We start from the raw sequence: 17535 nt of genomic DNA on the forward strand, positions 1-17535 counted from the left end.
GGATTTTCAGGTTTGACGCCGCACTGGATCAGGCCGCCTTTGGCTTGGCGAAGACGTCGAGCCCACGGCCGGTTTCCAGAAAGGATTTCAGGCTGGAGAGAACCACCGGCCAGCCTTTTTTGACGCCGTTTGCCATCCCGCTGTCGGCTTCGAGCTCGTCATGGGTGACGGTCAGCCGGACCATGTTCTCGTATTCTTCGATATCGAACGTTACCCGGCTGCAGCTTGCCGGGTCGGAGGCCTTCGAAGGGCTCGCCCAAGTGATGACCAGGCGGGTCGGCGGCGAGGCCTCGACGACCTTGCCGACAATTTGGACCGTCCGTTTATCGTCGGCACGGACATGTTCCCATTTTGATCCGGGTCTCCAGTCGGAGACGTTCTCATGGCCCCAGTACCGTCTTGCGACGTCCGGTCTCGTTATGGCCTCGAACACCTTTTCCGGCGTCGAGAGAATATAGGTCACATAAAGAAAACTGGTCGTCTCTTTGGTCATGATCACTCTCCTTCGAGCTCTTTCTTCAGATCGTGCAGCAGGCTGAGCCGCTCACGTTCGAACTTCCGCACCCACCGCTCGTAGACTTCGTGGAGTGGCACCGGATTGATGAAATGCAGCTTTTCCCGACCGCGCCAAACGGTGCTCACCAGATTGGCCTCCTCCAATATCCCGAGGTGCTGCGTGGCAGACTGCCGGGCCATTTTCAGGTTCTCGCAGAGCTGGCCGAGAGGCTGCCCGTTCCTCTCACAAAGAAGGTCAAGCAGTTTTCTGCGCGTAGGGTCGGCCAGCGCCTTGAAAACCTTGTCAGCATCCATCGGTCTCACTCGTATGCGAGAACATTATGCAGGCAATTACCTGCATGTCAAGCGCGGGTATTTGCCTGTTGAGCCGCCAGCGCAGAACTGACGGGCCAACCGTGAGCGATACTCATACGGGCGCGGATGTCCTGACGGACAAGCGGAGATCTTGCGATCGGTTAGAGCGCTACGGAAGGAACCCTTACTCTTCCTTTGTGGGACCGGGCTTGGGCCTTGCGGCCAAGGAAAATGTCGGGACAAATTGTGGTCGTGGGAATGACAGGGGCGGGAGCAACGCCCGCGTAGTTCCGAAACCGAGCGTCAGCTTGCCGGACTGGCGGAACGAATAGTGCCGAGCCCGATTGCGGGGGCCACTTTCATGGCCGTCTCGAAACCTGACAGGTGGCCGGAGCAGAACCAATGGACGACAATGCGACTTCGCCGACGGCGGTCACTTCGCGCACTTATCTAGTCCTTAGCGTTGTTGTCATCGCTATCGGGACCTTCATCTTCGACGCAATCACCCCATCCAAGTTCGTGATCGCCGTGTTGTACGTCGGCGTTGTGCTGCTGTCCGCCCGGTTTCTTCAAACGCGTGGGATCGTGCTCGTATCGTTCGGCTGCATGGCGCTGACGTTGCTCGCTCATTTTCTGACGCCATACGGCGACTATTTGGAAACCATCTCCATTTCGAACCGCGTCATCAGTCTTGCGGCGATCGGCGTTGCGGCATTGCTCGCCGTGCAAAGCCGATCACAAGAGATGATATTGCGCGAGCAGGCAGGGCTCCTAGACCTTACCCACGACACAATCTTCGTGCGCGACATGAAGGATGTCATCACCTACTGGAATCGCGGCGCCGAGGAGCTGTACGGGTGGAAGAAGGCGGAGGCCATCGGTAGGATCTCTCACCACCTCATGCATACGATCTTCCCTCAGCCGCTCGAAGCGATCATGGGGGAGTTGCGCCGCATCGGCCGCTGGGAAGGAGAGCTCGTCCACACGAGGAAGGACGGCACGCAGGCAATCGTGGCCAGCCGGTGGTCCCTGCAAAAGGACGCACATGACGTTCCGGTCGCGATCCTGGAGACCAACAATGACATCAGCGATCGCAAGCGCGCGGAGGATGCGCTGCGCGAGAGCGAGAGGCGATACAGGAGCATCTTCCGGACGGCGGGCGTGTCGATCTGGGAGGAGGACTTCTCTCAGATCAAAGCGGCCATCGACGAACTGAGAGCTCAAGGGGTTGAAGACTTCCGCGCGTATTTTGCAGCGCATCCGGAGTTCGTACGAAAGTCCATCTCGTGTGCGAAGGTTGTGGACGTAAACGATGCAACGGTCGAGCTGTTCAAAGCGCAGAGCAAGGACGAGCTCCTGCACTCGCTGGATACCGTATTCACCTCCGAAACATTGGAAGCGTTTGCCGGGGAGTTGATCGCCGTCGCAGAAGAGCGCCCGCACTTTTCAGCCGAAACCAATCTGCAAACCCTGAAGGGGGACAAACTGACAGTCCTGTTTGCGATTACCTTCCCACCCCGACCCTCCAGGCTCGATCGCGTATTGGTGACGATCACTGACATTACCGAGCGCAAGCGGGCCGAGGAGGCGCTGCACGAGGCGCAGGCCGAGCTCGCCCACGTTACGCGCGTCACGACGATGAACGCACTGACCTCCTCCATTGCCCACGAGGTCAGCCAGCCGCTTAGCGCCATTGTCAGCAACGGTTATACGGGCCTGCGCTGGCTTGACCGCCAGCCGCCCAATCTCGAGGGGGCGCGGAGGAAATTCGAGCAAATGGTCGGAGACGGGCATCGGGCTGGGGAGGTCATCGGGCGGGTGCGCGCGCTCCTCAAGAAGACCGCGACCGTCAGGGAATGTGTCGATGTGACCGAACTCATCCGCGATACGGCGGCCGTGGTCCATAATGAAATGCTCCGGAATGGGATCCTGCTGCGAACCGAGTTAGCTCGCGAGCTTCCACCCGTCGTGGGCGACCGGGTACAGGTGCAGCAGGTGCTGCTCAACCTGATGATGAACGGCATCGACGCCATGAAAGAGGTTACGGAGCGGCCGCGCGAGCTGTGGATCCGGTCTTATCTCGATGAATCCGGGGCCGTGGGCGTGGCGGTGCAGGACACCGGGGTCGGGCTGGACCCGAACAATGTGGACCGCCTGTTCGAGGCGTTCTATACGACCAAGCCCGAGGGCATGGGCATGGGCCTGGCGATCTGCCACTCGATTATCAAGGCGCACGGCGGACGATTGGGGGCGTCTCCGAACCAACCCTGTGGGGCTGTGTTTGAATTCAGCCTGCCGCCCCAGCGGGACGAGACCGCTCCCGCTGGGAACACCCGTCCAATGCCGGTGCTGTGAAGGTGCCACATTCTCACTTTTGGTGCCTCAGATGTCCGAAGGCGTGCGGGGCGCTCACGAACTTGACGGCAAACGGACCCTTGCCGCCAGCGTCTTGAGGAATGAATGATGATTGTGCATCCACTCGTGTCGGTTGTTGATGACGACGAATCTGTGCGAGAGTCGTTGCCAGACCTTTTGAGGGAGTTTGGTTATTCCGCTCAGGTATTCTCTTCCGCCGAAGAGTTTCTTTCGTCCGAGTACCTGGATCGAACAAGCTGTCTGATCCTGGATGTTGCGATGCCGGGCATGACTGGCCCCGAACTTCAAGAGGAGTTAACGCGACGGAGCTACCGGATTCCTGTCGTTTTCATCACGGCGCAGGGAACCGAATCGACGCGTCCAAACATGCTGGCCCACGGGGCCGTGGAGTGCCTGTCCAAGCCGTTCAGCGATGTGGCTTTGCTTGGCGCTCTCAATTTGGCGTTCGGCGTGAGTTGAGGAAACGAGTCGCCTCGGCGCTTGAGGCTTAATGACGAAATCAGTGGCGTAAGGGTGATCGTCATGTCGCACGCAACCCCAACCGTATTCGTCGCTGACGACGACATTTCCGTGCGAGAGTCACTCGAGACTGAAGTACTCGCATTGCGTGGCCGGTTCGCGCCGCTCAGCCCCCGTGAATATGGTGATGGCCCTGATCGTTCGCGGGTTCCTAGACAAGCAGATCGGCTTCAAACTCGGCACTGGCGAGATAGCGGTGAAGGCACATCGTGGCCAGGTGATGCGAAAGATGAATGTCACGTTCTCCGCGGAACGGGTCAACGCTGCAGATCTCTTGGATGTTGATCTATCTCAAGGCAGCTATTGAGAGTTGGGCAGACGGTCGATGGTCGATTTTTGCACTCTGGAGCCTCAGGTAGGACAACGACCTGTTGCGGCGGTCTGGCTCGCGCAAGGCAGGACGATCGGGAGGTGAGTAGCCATGGCTGGGACAATCTACCTTCTTATCCTTATCGCTGCATTCATAGGCATCGTAATCTGGGTGTTTGGCCGCAAGCGCAAGGCGCGCTTCGAGGCGAACGCCCGGATTCCCCTCGACGGTGACAAAGGTAGTCATGACGATGGCACACGTCGGTGACTTCGATCCGGGGCAGATTGGCCATCCAGCACTGCTCGGCTATGATCAAACTGATCTGGACGGGCCCTTCTGCCTGAACTTCAGGAACTCAAAATGGAGGAATGGTGATGTCCGTCCCTTGCAAGTTCGAACGCAGCCTCCTCAGCCACGAAGAACATGAGACGATCCGCCTGACCCACCATCCCGCCATCTACGACGTCGAGGTGGCCGATCTAGAAGCGATGCGACCCCGCTTGCGCAAGATGCGCGACAAGGAGCGAACGCTTGGCCGGCACAAGCGACGAGAGGGGCGCGGAAAAGCCGAAGCTCGCGGAACAAGCTTTCCAGGAACCGCCGAGCATGCATCAAAACGGAAGCAGGTGTTCGCCGCGGCGCTGAAGCGGGTGAACACGGAGCTTAGGCGTCTTCATAACCTCGCAACTCGGACCGCACATGTCGAAGCGGCTCGAAAAGCTCTCGCGCTGCATCGAGCAGCGAACTTCATCACTTATCCCCCTGCCGGAGCTACCGCGGACGAAGGCATGGTGCCGAAGGCGAGCAAACGCCGAAGAAAGATCGTTGCAGGCGCAAAAATCGGACGCGTGTCGCAGGCGACGAAAGTCGCGCAGGCGGTCCGTGACGCGCGAGGTGTGGGCTGACCGATGCACCTGCACTGTGGGAGGATGCAGCCGCCATGCCGCGGCGGAAGTAGCTTGACGGCGGTGCCGTCTCGTCGGACTGAACAGGGACACAAGCCCGCTCGATCACCAATCAGATAATAAAGGCGCCGGGAGGAGAATGTTCGCGCTCACCTTCCTGGGGACCTCGGCAAGTGTTCCATCGGCCGAACGCAACCATCCGGGACTTCTCGTTGAGGCAGGAAATCAACGCATTCTGATAGATTGCGGAGAGGGAACGCAACGTCAGCTGCTGCGCGGCGGCGCCGGCTTTCGAAGACTCGACCGGCTGCTGTTGACTCATGGCCATCTTGACCATGTGCTCGGAATTCCAGGTCTCTTTTCGACCCTGAGGCTGCAGCAGAGTGCCGATGTCATGACGATTCACGGCGGCTCAGGCACGCTCGAAGTTGTGGTCAGGATGCTCGCGGGCCTATGGGGTGAGGGAAGGGTACCCATATCATTGCAACTCATTCCGCTGACGGCAGGTCAAGTCATGGAGGCCGGCGAGTTCGCAATCTCCTGCTTTCCGGTGCGCCACCGTGATACTGACAGCTTCGGCTTCTCCTTTGAAAGCCATGCCCGCCGTCATCTTCGCTCAGATCGCCTGGCGTCCCTCGGCGTGCCTGACGGCCCGGTGCGCAAGCGGTTGGCGCAAGGAAGGCGGGTGACACTGGCGGACGGCAGGACGATCGATCCCGAAGACGTCCTCGGGCAGCCAGAGGGCCGCAAGAAGCTGGTGATCGTGGGCGATACCGAAACCACCGATGGCTTGGCCGAGTACGTTCGCGACGCCGACGTACTGGTGATCGAGGCCACGTTCTTGAGTCGCGACGCGGTCATCGCGCGCGACTATGGACATCTCACCGCATCGGAAGCGGCCGCTCTTGCTGCCATGAACAACGTCAAGCTGCTCGTCTTGACTCACATTTCCGGCCGTTACTCAGATGAGGAAATACTGGCCGAGGCAACGAAGACGTTCCCGAATAGTCGGGTTGCGATGGATTTCGACCACATCGCCATTTAAACGGTCGCGCTGCCAGAGTCCTGCACGCTCCTCGTTTGACGCGAGACGCAAAGGACTTGCCACGCTTCAATTCGACAAGATCGTCCTAGTTGCAGCAATGTGCCCAAAGTCATTTCCGCCCAGAATGATATGTGAAGCACCCGCTCGCAGTTGATCTTGCGTCGTATCGTCGTGTGAGCGCAACCCTTGGACTTGGTCGAGATTGAACGATGATGAGCGAGCGTTGGAATATGAGCCGGCGTGACTGCATAGCCGCTACCGGTATCGCACTGGCCGGACTTGGTCGTACGTCGCAGAGCGCGGGCGGCGCGGGTGGATCGCTTCCTCGTGCGCGATTGTCGCTCAACGAAAACCCATTCGGTCCGTCGGACTTCGCCGTCGCGGCGATCCGAAAGGAGCTGCACCAGATTTCGCGATATGCAGATCGGGAAAGCGGTGGACTGGCGCAAGCCCTCGCCATGCGCGAGGGAGTCGCATTGGATCAGATCTTGTTTGGCGAGATCCTCGATGCCTTGGGCTTTCAGCTGGCTCTCAATGGCCCCACCGGAGGAGAGTTCATTTACTCGGAGCCGGGCTATACCGCCCCGGTAGACGCGGCTGTGCTAGCCGGAGCGCGCGCTCTGGGCGTTCCGCTCGACCAACAGCTTGAGAACGATCTTCCCGCCATTGCCGCGAAGGTGAGTGCGAAGACGCAGGCGATCTACCTCGTCAACCCTCATAATCCGAGTGGAACGGTAACCGACGGAGTTCAGTTCCGACGCTTCGTTCAGAAAATGTCAACTCTTGCCACGGTCATTGTGGACGAGGCGTACCTGGAGTTTGAGCCGGATTTCGACGAGAGGACGGTTGTCGGTCTGACGCGGGCCGGCGACAACGTGATCGTATTCCGGACTTTCTCCAAGATGTTTGGCTTGGCTGGCCTTTCATTTGGCTATGCGGTTGCACCGCGAGCGCATGCTGCGTCCCTCAGGCGTGCCGGGGTTGGCACTTCCGAATCAATCAACCGATTGGTGATCGCAGCAGTCACTGGCAGTCTGGGGGATACCGATTATGTCACTACAACTCGATCCAAGGTGGTGGCCGAACGGAAGAAGTGGCATCGCCTGTTCGAGGCGATGAACGTTCGTCACTCGGAGTCCCGGGCAAACTTCGTGTTTTTTGAAACCGGCCGACCACACGCCGAGTTCGCGGCCGCGCTCCGCGCCGAGGGCGTTGACATCGGTCGCGCATTTCCACCGCTCGACAGTTGGGCAAGGATCTCGATTGGTCTACCCGAAGAGAATGATATCGCTCGGAAGACAGTCGCAAAACTGCTCGGCTAGTTCATGGTGTTGTAGTTGCCGCACTCCTAGCAGGAATCTAGCAAACCCGCTTGCCGGTGCTGGCTACCGGCTACCAGTCGGACGCGAATGCCGAGATCGAAGGCCATGATCAGTTTGGCGACAGGCGATTCGCACGGCTTCTCACGTCGACCGCAATGATACGGATAGATAGTTGGCGAAGGCTCTCGCCTTGCTTGATTGCTGGCGGCCGCCAGGAAATACCGCGAAGGCTTCAACGGGATCGAGTGCGTGATCAGTCAGGATCGGCAGAAGTCGCCCGGTCTCCAGCTCAGCCCGACACATCCATATCGAGACCAACGCAATGCCGAGACCCTCGACCGCGCAGGCAACCATCCCGATCGCGGAGCTAACGCGGACGCGGCCGTCGATCTTGACCACGCCTTCCGCTCCCATCTGTCCGTACGACCACTCCACCGCATCAAAGTTCGTTGGACCGCGAATAAAGCTATGTCGAGCAATATCTCCAACCTTGGCTGGATTGCCATGGCGCGCAAGGTAGTCTGGAGAGGCAACCAACAGCCGTTTGGCCCGTCCGAGTTTTCGAGTCAGATAAGTCGAACTTGGCAGTTTTCCCAGGCGAAGTGCGACGTCGACGCCCTTGGCCACGAGGTCCTCAAACTGATCGGCCATGAGCAGGTCGAGCCTAAGCAGAGGATGCTGGTCCAGGAATGGACGCAGCAGAGGAGCAATTTCTCGCACGCCGAACGTGACCGGCAGTGCAACCCGCAAACTCCCAGAAAGGTTGTCTGCTCCACGTGCGGCGCTTTCAGCTTCGTCCAAGCCATCCAAAATGTCTTTGGTGCGTTTGAAGAAAGCACGACCAGCGTCCGTCAGGGCCACCTTCCTGGTCGTTCGCAAAAGCAATTTCACCCCGAGCCGGTTTTCCAACTCGGCGATGTTTCGTGAGACCGAGGGCTGCGAAACGCCAGATTGCCGCGCTGCCTCCGAGAAGTTCCCGGTTTCAACCGCTCGGATAAACAGGGACAATTGCTGAAGACGATCGCTCATACACAGTGCGTATAAATCATATAAGCCCGGGCTGGATACCCCTGCCTGCTAATATCGAGCATTATGGCTCGCGACTGAGGAGCCGCCGAGGAGACCTGCGCGTACTACGCCGCACGCACCCTGTGCGTGGAATAGATTTCGTGCAAAATCTCTGGGTGAAAGGCTCGCAACAACCCTTCCGAAAAACCTCGAACCTCGAATGTTCACTCGTGCCGGGCGCCGAGTGATGCAATGCACATTCGCTCCCGATGACCGCACAAGGGTCCAGGTCATGCAGTTCACATTACCTTGTGACCTGGGTCACTCCCGATGCAGGCGAGTGGTATCCTTGATAGATAAGCACCGCGCTTCTGTGATCTCATGATCAAGAGCCGAAGACCAGAGATTGAATACAATGTCGATGACACGCACTGTGACATTTGGTCAATTTCAACTGGTGCCACGACACAGGGCCCTGCTGCATCAGGGCAAGCCCATTCCACTCGGAAGCCGAGCTCTCGATATTCTGATCGCGCTTGTCGAGAACGCCGGCGAGGTTGTCCCAAAGGATGTGCTTCTAGCCCAAGTCTGGCCGGGACTCTCGGTCGAAGAGAGCAGTCTAAGGGTCCACATTGCCGCCATTAGACGGGCTCTACGCGACGGCGTTGATGGCGCGAGGTTCATATCCAATGTCCCTAACCGCGGTTACTCTTTCATCGCTCCATTGCAGGTTCGCGACGAAAATCCCCATGTTGTAGCGCAGGAGCCTGCCGGCGTAGCTGGGTTCAGCGGACTGCCGCTGCAGACTGGCGCGGTGATCGGACGCGACGAGCTTATCCGAGTCCTTGTTGCACAGCAGAGCGAACGGCGCTTGATCACAATTGCTGGTCCGGGAGGCATCGGGAAGACGACCGTTGCGCTCGCCGCCGCTCGGATGCTGACGTCTACATACGCAGACGGGGTCTTCTTTGTGGATTTCTCCGCCATATCAGACAATTCGTTCGTACCAAGCACGCTGTCCACTGCTGCGGGCATTGCTCTACATCCGGAAGAGCCGGTGGCGCACCTCGTGGCAACACTTCGGGGCAAGCGGATGCTTCTCGTCCTGGACTGCTGCGAGCATGTGATCACTGCCGTCGCCGAAATCGTCAGCGCAATCCTGCGGTACACGCAGAACACCAGTGTCCTGTGCACCAGCCGAGAAGCTTTGCGGATAGACAGCGAATGGGTACAGAGAATTCCGCCATTGAGTGTGCCGCCGGCTCTGAGGACACTTACCGCCAGTGATGCGATGCGATCGCCCGCCGTGCAGCTATTCGTCGAACGCGCGGCGGAGCGGCTGGGTGGATACTCATTGTCCGACGCCGATGCGCCGTTCGTTGCCGCGATTTGCCGCAAACTCGACGGGATCGCGTTGGCCATCGAGCTCGCGGCCGGCCGCCTCGACACGGTCGGAATTCACGATCTGGCATGGCAAATCGACGATCGCCTGAGATTGCTGCGCAACGGACGACGCACCGCGCTGCCGCGGCACCAGACGCTAAGGGCGACGCTCGACTGGAGCTATAATCGGCTCGCCTCCCCCGAACAACTTCTGCTCAATCGGCTCTCCATCTTCAGCGGCGCCTTTTGTTCAACAGCGGCGTCGGCGGTTTGCACCGGCGACGAGCTCGACGAAACGAACATTCCTGAACTCGTTTCGGACTTGGTGGAGAAATCGCTCGTTGCTGCGACCCTGGACAGGCCCCGCGTTTCATACAAACTGCTCGAAACGACACGCAGTTATGCTTCCGAGAAGCTTGCGCAGGGCGGGGAAAGCGCCGCGCTCTCAAGGCGACACGCCGAGTATATCCGTAACGTATTTCAAAAGGCGGCGGACGAGTGGGAAGCTAAGCCCACTGACAGCTGGATTACGAGATATATGCCTCAGATCGAAAACGTCAGGGCCGCGTTGACGTGGGCATTTTCCCCTGACGGCGATCCGGAGCTCGGAATTACCCTCACAATGTCGGCTGCACCGCTGTGGGCCCAACTCTCGCTTGCGGACGAGTTTCTGGAATGGGTGAACATCTCCTTGTCGGAGGTTGACGCTTTCTCCGACGACGACCCGAGACGCAAGATGACGCTTTACGCAGCACTCGGCGGATTGCAGATGTATGCGATTTCCAGCGTGAAGCAATCCAATGATGCTTGGGCAAGGGCGCTCGCCCTGGCAACGGAATTGCAAGACACCGACTACCAACTTCGTTCGTTGCGCGCACTTTGGGCCGAAGGCATCAACAGCGGCCGGTTCAATCAGGCTTTAGTTCGAGCCGAGCAGTTCCGGAATCTCGCGCTCGGTGCAGGGACCATATCCGATCAGGCGATTTCGGACAGGCTGGTCGGTACTGCGCTTCACTTTATGGGAGATCACGACAAGGCGCTTGAGGCAATCGACGGCATGCTGTCAAGGCATGACACGTCGTTTTCGGCATCACAACTGGTCAGATACCAATTCAATCAGAAGGTGTCAGCCAGAATCATTCGCGAGCGCATCCTTTGGCTAAGGGGACACATTGATGCTGCCTTGAGAGATATCGAACAGAACGTCGAGGAAGCTCTCACTCTCGACCACACCATGTCCCTATGCAACGTCCTGACGCAGGCTGCCTGTCCCATCTCAATTCTTGCAAAGGAGTATGAACTCGCTCGGCGTTATGTATCGCTTCTGCACGAACGCACCGCTCCCCGCGCGTTCGATATTTGGCACACGTATGCCATTTGCTTCGACGCCGAAATGCAGATCGACCATGGAGATGTGCAGGTGGGGTTGAGCCAACTGAACTCAAGCATCAAGGATCTCCGCAACAGCGATTTTGGCCATAATCTGACGATGTTCACGATCGCTGCCGCAAGAGGTCTGGCCAAGTTGAACAAGCTTGCCGAGGCTCAAGCCGCTGTCGACGGCGCGATTGATGTTTGCGAGCGCAATGGCGAGCGCTGGAGCCTGCCGGAGCTCTTTCGAGCGAAAGGTGAGCTTCTGGTCCAGCAGGGAACATGTGCGGCTCTGGATGCCGCGCAGAGAATGTTTCTTCAATCATTGGACGTCGCTCGGGCGCAGAATGCGCCAATGCTGGAGCTGCGAACCGCCGTGAGCCTGGCTCGCTCCACCAGTCATCCGGAGGTGAAGACGACGACCATCAATTTGATCGCATCTCTACTCGAGAGGTTCGATGCGGAAAGTCGATGCCCTGCTCTTGCCGAAGCCAACGCCCTGCTCGACGCACATCCGCAATCAAAGAGAAAAAAGCTCAGCGTCAAGGGCGGTAAAGTGCCCCCCTCAGCGCTTCAATAGCCTGCGACAGGGCGCTTCGTGCTGCAGGGGATTCTGCCAGGACGTTGAGAAGCATGAAATCGTGGATTGCGCCATTGTAGCGGACGCAAATCACCGAAACTCCCGCCTCCCGCAACCTTCGGGCATACTCTTCCCCGTCTTCGCAAGCCACGTCGCATTCGGCGACTAGTACCATGGCTTCGGGCAGATCATTCAGCTGAAGGGGCGTTGCGTAGAGTGGACATACAATCGGGTCTTGGTGCGGCATTCCCGGCGGGAACGCCTGATTGACACGCTTGCTGAGGGCGTCGCCGGTGAACCACCAACGATCCTTCGCACCGGAGCCGGCGTTACCAAGCGGAGGTCTTACGACCGGATAAAGAAGAAGCTGGAACGCAAGCTCGGGCCCGCGGCGCCGCTTGGCCAGCAGGGCAAGTGAGGTTGCGGCACCCGCTCCAGTGCAATCACCGGCCAGAGCAATACGCGATGCATCCAGGCCGAGTTGGCCGGCGTTTCCGGCCATGAAGGTCAACGCCGCATACGCTTGTTCCAGCTGCTCGAAGTACGGCAACTCGGGTACAAGGCCGAATTCCGTAAAGACGACGGCGGCTCTCACGCCAGTGGCCAACTCGCGCAAAAGCCGATCGTACGTTCTCGCATCGCCCATCACCCAGCATCCGCCATGGAGATAGAATATGACTGGGAGGCACCCTTCCTCGTCAGCCGGTCTGACGATGTGCATCCCGACTTCCTGCGACGGACCAACATTTATCCTGAGCGTATCGACCCTCGCCGGCTTTACGATCGGCTGTCGGGCTTGGAGCTGGCGTAGAGCCGTTCGACATTGGGGAACGGCGAGGCCATGTGGCGAAAGGTGCCCCGCCCGAGCCTCGCCGTCGAGAAAAAATTGAATGATAGGGTCCAGCACCGCGTTTTCTGTCGATATGTAGTGATTTCGAGAGCGTCTCGGCTTACGGCGGCTTCGTCGTATTGGCTGATCGCCGCGACGTAACGCATTCCATAATGAATCTTGGGCGTTCGCTTGGCATGTTAAGACTTGTGAATCGATGCTGTCGACTGACCGTGGGTGATCTCGAACCAACTCGTACGATACAGAAGCCTCACGATTGTACCGGATGGAGAGGCCGATCGATGACCGGTCTTCGACCTGTGGAACGCTTGCTCATTGCTGGATCTCTCGCCTGTATTCGCTAGGGCTCCATCCCGTTATTCTGCGGAAGGTAAGGCTGAACGAACTCGTCTGTGAATAGCCCAAGGCTAACCCGACGTCCGTAACGGACGCGTCTCGATCCGCCAACAGCAACTTGGCTTGTTCGACACGTCGCATGACCTGATATTGGTGTGGCGGCACACCGAACGACCGCTTGAATGCTCGGCAAAAATGATGCGGGCTCAATCTGACCAACCGCGCGAGTGTCGCGAGACAAAAATGGTCGGCAAGGTGATCCTCGATGTATGATGAGACAACGCGCCTCTGCCAGCTTGCAAGACCACCACGACAGACAATCGCTACGCGGCTGTTTTCAGAATCCGCTCGTGTCAGTTCATGTGCCAGCACGTTGGAAAGAGCATCAAGATAGTGGAGCGGCTTTTGTTGGCCGCTCTCAAGGGCTCGATACAGCTTGGATGCGGTTTCCCAAGCCTGCATGTCCTCGAAGTGGAGCTTGGCGATCAGCTCGTTTGCTCCTTCCGCAAACTGTTCCTTCGGAAGGTACAGGAACGTCATCCTCGTTCGAGAATTCGCTTCGCATACTTCGCTGAAAGGATGACCAGCCGGAACGAAAGTCAGCCTCCCGGCTACACTGCGCATGGTCGAAGGGGAGAGCCCCGAGATCGTGGCTTGCCCTTCTCTCCGAGATCCTTCCTGGTAAAGAATGAGAAGATGCACCGAGCCGGCAAAGGAAACCGTGATCCTTGCACCCGCGGGCAGAAATATTGATTCGACAAAGCGACCGTGGAAGCCCGAGCTGTAGCGTGTAACAGTTCTATCGGGCGCAATGCTTGCGAGTTGGCCAAGCCGACACGATCTGGAAGCGACCTTTACGCGGTGCTGAGCCCGCGGGGCGTTCAGTTCGTCCGAACCGGAACAACCGTCGTCCGTTCGATTCGTGCCTAAAAGCTCCGTCATGACACCATCCGAATCCAATGATGCAACTGGACGCTGCTGGCACTTCGACCCACGTGGCCGACAGCAGCGCGCGGCCCGTCTACGCGGATCGTTGTACCGCAATCCGCTTGAGATCTCGGTGAATCCGGCAAAGTTTCTCGTGAAAAGATGTAAAGCGGAATGCCGATCGCGGTGACGTCTGTGGTCGGTGCTATCTCGCCAATTCCAACAGCCGACGACAATCCGCCGGCAGCCGCCGTTCAATGAGGTTGGTTACGCCGAGCAGCAATCCCTGCTGCCGGGGAGATTGCATATACCACGGTGACAGGGGTGCCGGCGCCAAGCCGAACTGCAGGGCGCGCAAAGCGATGTCGACGTCTGATGCTCGCTCGGGAAGCGAGAGAACCACTGCCAGACCGGCGGTCGCCTGCACCTTTATCGAGTCTGACGCCATCTCTCCCAGGCAACGAATCAGGGTCTCGCGTCGGGCGGCGTAAAGCCGCTTCATGCGGCGCAGATGACGAAGATAACACCCGTCCCGCAGGAATTCCGCCACCGCGCGCTGCACGGCCGCAGCCGGCGCCGGCGCCAAGCAAGCGGCGAGCTCACCGAACCGACGATAAAGTTCCGGCGGCACCACCATGAAACCGAGGCGCAGCGCCGGGCTGATCGTCTTGCTGAAGCTGCCGATGTGCAGCACCCGTCCGCCATGATCGAGGGATGCAAGAGCCGGAGCCGCGCGTCCTTTTAGCTGCAGTTCACTCAGGTAATCGTCCTCAATGATCCAGGCCTCGTTTCGCCGAGCCCAATCGAGCAGTGCAAAACGCCGCGGCAGCGACATTGTCATCCCGAGCGGCGCCTGCTGGCCCGGTGTCACAACGGCCAGCGCCGCTCCCGCGGCCTTTCGCACACCGGTGGCGACATCCAGTCCTTCCGCATCGACCGGGACAGCTGTCACATGCATGCCAGCCAGGTCGAGAGCAGTGCGCGTCAGTGGAAAGCCTGGATCCTCGATCCAAGCTCCCGTCCTTCCAAGTTGAAGCCCTTGGATCGCCAGACCGAGAGCGCCGGAAAATCCGCCTGTTATGAGGACCTGAGAGGGACTGCACCGAATGCCGCGGGCCAGTCCCAAGTGAGCCGCGATCTCCTTTCGCAACTCCGGATCGCCACGCGGATCGGGATACGTTACAGGCACCGCCGCAGCCCGCCTGGTCTCACGCGTCAGGAGGCGTGACCACAGCTTGAACGGGAAGGCCCCTTGAGAGGGCACGCCCATCTGAAAGACCAGCGGCGCGCTTCCGAAATCATAGAAGAGCTCCGGCAGAAGCGGGGCTTCCTGTGACCGGTCGGGCATTGAAGACCGGGGCTGGCGCTCGGCAACGCGAGTTCCTGCCGGCCCGAGACCAATCGCGAATTGCTCCGCGATGAGACGTGCGTAGGCCAGACGCACGGTGCCGCGAGAGACGCCGAGCTGAGCGGCCAGATCTTGCCAAGATGGCAGCCGCGCGCCCGAGGCGAGCCGTCCGGTCTCGATGCCCTCTCGGATCGCGCAATAAATCTGGGCAGCCAGCGGGGTCCTTCTAGCACGATCGAGATCGATGGGGAGTGCAGCCATCACGCGATGGTACAGCCAAAATCGACAATCTTGGTACTGTTTTATGGTCGCGGCGGTCCGATCTATTCGCCAGAGACACAGACACAGGAGTTGACGATGGCCGATATCATTTCTGGCATCAAGATCCCCGATAGCAAGATCGCACGCGAAGCCGCCGAACTCGTGCGGCAACACGAAACTGAGATGTTGTTCAACCACTCGGTTCGGGTGTTTGTGTTCGGTGCGATGCAGGGAATCCGGCAGAACCTGAAATTCGACTCTGAACTGCTTTATGTCGCTGCGCTGTTTCACGATCTGGGCCTTGTCGATCACTACCACACGGAGTCAAAGCGATTTGAAGTAGATGGTGCCGACGCCGCTCGCGAATTTCTCAGGGGTCACGGCATTGCACAGCCACAAGCTGATCTCGTGTGGGAGGCGATTGCCCTACACACCACGCCTGGAATTCCTCGATACATGCGGCCAGAAATCGCTCTCACGAACGCAGGCGTTTTAGTGGACGTCGTCGGCATTGGATATGACGAGTACACGCCAGAGCAACGCGACGAAGTGGTCGCCGCATTTCCGCGCGGTGATTTTAAGAACGAGTTTCTTCAGATGCAGACTTGCTCGGCCCTGAAGAAGCCTCAGACGACGTTTGGGACAGTCAACTTCGATTACATCGAAAATCACGATCCCACATTTCGCAAGCCAAACGCGTGCACTCTCATCCGCGGCACTCCCTGGCGTAGCTGAGCCGTCATGGGCATTTCGTCCGAGTGCGACGGTACGGGACCCGTAATTCGTCGCCACCGCTTCTTGATATTGGCATCATGTCTAGCTCGCTCAGCTCGCTCCGCTGGTTAACCCTCGGCGCCTTTTCGATTGGTACCGAGGGCTTCATGATCGCCGGGCTGTTGCCCGGCCTCGCGCAAGACCTGAACGTCAGCCTGCCCGCCGCCGGTCATCTGGTCACCGCCTTTTCCCTCGCTTACGCCGTCGGAGCTCCCGTCATGGCGGTGGTGACGGCCGGACTGGAGCGCCGCCGCCTGCTGGCCTTCGCGATCGCCGGCATCAGCCTTGCCAATCTGCTCGCAGCGCTCGCGCCGGGCTACGCCGGGCTGTTGGCGGCCCGGCTGCTGTTGGCCTTGTCGGCCGCGAGTTTTATGCCGGCGGCCAGCGGATATGCAGCCGCGTCGGGCGGGCCGGAACGGCGTGGCCGCGCCTTATCCATGGTGACCAACGGGCTGTCGTTCGCAATCACCGCCGGCGTGCCGCTCGGGGTACTGGTTGGTCAGAGGCTCGGCTGGCGCGCCACCTTTCTCGTCGTGGGAGGATTGGCGGCGCTCTCGCTTGTCGGGATCCTTTCCGGAATGCCGAGGCAACCGCCCGGCATCACCGCAGGTTTGGGTGAGCGCCTGGCGTTGGCGAGGCGCCCTGACGTGCTGGCGGTCCTCTCCACTAGCGCGCTGACCGTTGCCGGCACCTTCACGCTGTACACGTATTTGGGTGTCTTCTTGGCCAAGGTCGCCGAGATCGGGCCAGAAGGGCTGGCTATGGTGCTACTCGGATTCGGGATTGCCAGTGCCGTTGGCACCCGGCTTGGAGGCGCCGCCGCGGACCACTGGGGCGCGCGCCACACCGTGATCGTTGGTTGTGGGCTCACCCTTTTGGCGTACCTTGTTCTCTCGCTCGGCGCTTCGCTCGGGCCGGCGCAAGCGCTGCTGGCCCTGCTGCCGGCTATCCTGCTTTGGGGCCTGGCCAGCTGGGGATTGATGACGGCGCAGCAGGCGCGGCTGGTCGCGCTAGCTCCAGCTTTGGCCTCGGTAAGCCTATCCCTGAATTCATCGGCTATCTATCTCGGCAGCGCCATGGGCGCGGCAGTTGGCGCGTTGGTCGTCGCCGATAACGGAGTAAGAGAGCTTGGCTGGGTGGCCGCGGGATTCAGCATGGCCGCGCTGCTGACCGTTCACGTCTGCGCCCGCCGCTTCAGATCGAGGTTGACGCGCCGCGAGGGCGATTGATGTGGACACGCTTTACGCGATCGGCGGATCGATCTCATGAGACGCATAGTCGCGCATTGGACGCATGTCGCTGTCGACGCACGGGAGCAAACGTTCCTCCGCCGGACGAGGGAGTTGAAAGATGATCGACGCTTCCGCGTTGTTGATCATCCAGCGCCGGCCGGCAAAACACGCAGACAGA

The 17535-nt window shown here is 59.4% G+C and carries 16 protein-coding genes; 10 read left to right on the top strand and 6 right to left on the bottom strand.

The window, feature by feature from the left end:
- Positions 1-28 precede the first annotated feature (28 nt).
- Positions 29-493 carry an SRPBCC family protein gene (locus JQ553_RS20635; RefSeq protein ID WP_212501834.1) on the bottom strand — a complete coding sequence of 155 codons (465 nt, stop codon included), beginning with the start codon at positions 491-493 and terminating at the stop codon, positions 29-31.
- Positions 494-495: 2 nt separating this feature from the next.
- Positions 496-810 carry a helix-turn-helix transcriptional regulator gene (locus tag JQ553_RS20640; RefSeq protein WP_212501835.1) on the bottom strand — a complete coding sequence of 105 codons (315 nt, stop codon included), beginning with the start codon at positions 808-810 and terminating at the stop codon, positions 496-498.
- Between the two features lie 402 nt (positions 811-1212).
- Here JQ553_RS20640 and JQ553_RS20645 point away from each other — a divergent pair, with 402 nt between their 5' ends.
- The 7 genes from JQ553_RS20645 to JQ553_RS20675 all read left to right on the top strand — a co-directional run bounded on the left by JQ553_RS20645 (position 1213) and on the right by JQ553_RS20675 (position 7287).
- A complete protein-coding gene (locus JQ553_RS20645) occupies positions 1213-3165 on the top strand; it encodes a PAS domain-containing sensor histidine kinase (protein WP_212501836.1) in 1953 nt (650 codons plus the stop codon).
- 105 nt (positions 3166-3270) lie between these two features.
- A complete protein-coding gene (locus JQ553_RS20650) occupies positions 3271-3645 on the top strand; it encodes a response regulator transcription factor (RefSeq protein WP_212501837.1) in 375 nt (124 codons plus the stop codon).
- Between the two features lie 187 nt (positions 3646-3832).
- Positions 3833-4012 carry a LuxR C-terminal-related transcriptional regulator gene (locus JQ553_RS20655; RefSeq protein ID WP_249144448.1) on the top strand — a complete coding sequence of 60 codons (180 nt, stop codon included), beginning with the start codon at positions 3833-3835 and terminating at the stop codon, positions 4010-4012.
- A gap of 114 nt (positions 4013-4126) precedes the next feature.
- Positions 4127-4282 (top strand): cbb3-type cytochrome c oxidase subunit 3, encoded by a 156-nt coding sequence (locus JQ553_RS35300; RefSeq protein WP_212501838.1) that lies wholly within the window; start codon positions 4127-4129, stop codon positions 4280-4282.
- Positions 4283-4389: 107 nt separating this feature from the next.
- On the top strand, positions 4390-4920 hold the full coding sequence (locus JQ553_RS20665; protein WP_212501985.1) for a hypothetical protein: 531 nt from the start codon (positions 4390-4392) through the stop codon (positions 4918-4920).
- Positions 4921-5059: 139 nt separating this feature from the next.
- Positions 5060-5965, top strand: coding sequence for a ribonuclease Z (gene rnz, locus JQ553_RS20670; protein ID WP_212501839.1), 906 nt, complete (start codon positions 5060-5062; stop codon positions 5963-5965).
- A 209-nt stretch (positions 5966-6174) separates the two neighbouring features.
- On the top strand, positions 6175-7287 hold the full coding sequence (locus JQ553_RS20675; RefSeq protein ID WP_249144449.1) for a histidinol-phosphate transaminase: 1113 nt from the start codon (positions 6175-6177) through the stop codon (positions 7285-7287).
- A gap of 141 nt (positions 7288-7428) precedes the next feature.
- On the opposite strand, the gene JQ553_RS20680 is transcribed toward JQ553_RS20675, so the two are convergent.
- Entirely contained in the window at positions 7429-8316 is an 888-nt protein-coding gene (locus JQ553_RS20680) for a LysR family transcriptional regulator (RefSeq protein WP_212501840.1), read from the bottom strand.
- Between the two features lie 394 nt (positions 8317-8710).
- Here JQ553_RS20680 and JQ553_RS20685 point away from each other — a divergent pair, with 394 nt between their 5' ends.
- On the top strand, positions 8711-11629 hold the full coding sequence (locus JQ553_RS20685) for a winged helix-turn-helix domain-containing protein (protein ID WP_212501841.1): 2919 nt from the start codon (positions 8711-8713) through the stop codon (positions 11627-11629).
- Here the strand turns inward: JQ553_RS20685 and JQ553_RS20690 are convergent.
- The 3 genes from JQ553_RS20690 to JQ553_RS20700 form a co-directional block, all read right to left on the bottom strand.
- Complete coding sequence (locus tag JQ553_RS20690; RefSeq protein WP_283817271.1) at positions 11592-12350, bottom strand: alpha/beta hydrolase; 759 nt, start codon at positions 12348-12350, stop codon at positions 11592-11594. The genes JQ553_RS20685 and JQ553_RS20690 overlap by 38 nt on opposite strands.
- Positions 12351-12791: 441 nt before the next feature.
- A complete protein-coding gene (locus tag JQ553_RS34545; protein WP_249144450.1) occupies positions 12792-13355 on the bottom strand; it encodes a helix-turn-helix transcriptional regulator in 564 nt (187 codons plus the stop codon).
- Positions 13356-13947: 592 nt separating this feature from the next.
- Positions 13948-15351: a PLP-dependent aminotransferase family protein gene (locus JQ553_RS20700; RefSeq protein ID WP_249144487.1), complete on the bottom strand. Its 1404-nt coding sequence runs from the start codon at positions 15349-15351 to the stop codon at positions 13948-13950.
- Between the two features lie 96 nt (positions 15352-15447).
- Here JQ553_RS20700 and JQ553_RS20705 point away from each other — a divergent pair, with 96 nt between their 5' ends.
- Both JQ553_RS20705 and JQ553_RS20710 read left to right on the top strand, forming a co-directional pair.
- A complete protein-coding gene (locus JQ553_RS20705; protein WP_212501844.1) occupies positions 15448-16086 on the top strand; it encodes an HD domain-containing protein in 639 nt (212 codons plus the stop codon).
- 77 nt (positions 16087-16163) lie between these two features.
- Positions 16164-17354: an MFS transporter gene (locus tag JQ553_RS20710; RefSeq protein ID WP_212501845.1), complete on the top strand. Its 1191-nt coding sequence runs from the start codon at positions 16164-16166 to the stop codon at positions 17352-17354.
- Positions 17355-17535 lie beyond the last annotated feature (181 nt).

The sequence above is a fragment of the Bradyrhizobium lablabi genome (assembly GCF_018131005.1).
Classification (GTDB): domain Bacteria; phylum Pseudomonadota; class Alphaproteobacteria; order Rhizobiales; family Xanthobacteraceae; genus Bradyrhizobium; species Bradyrhizobium lablabi_D.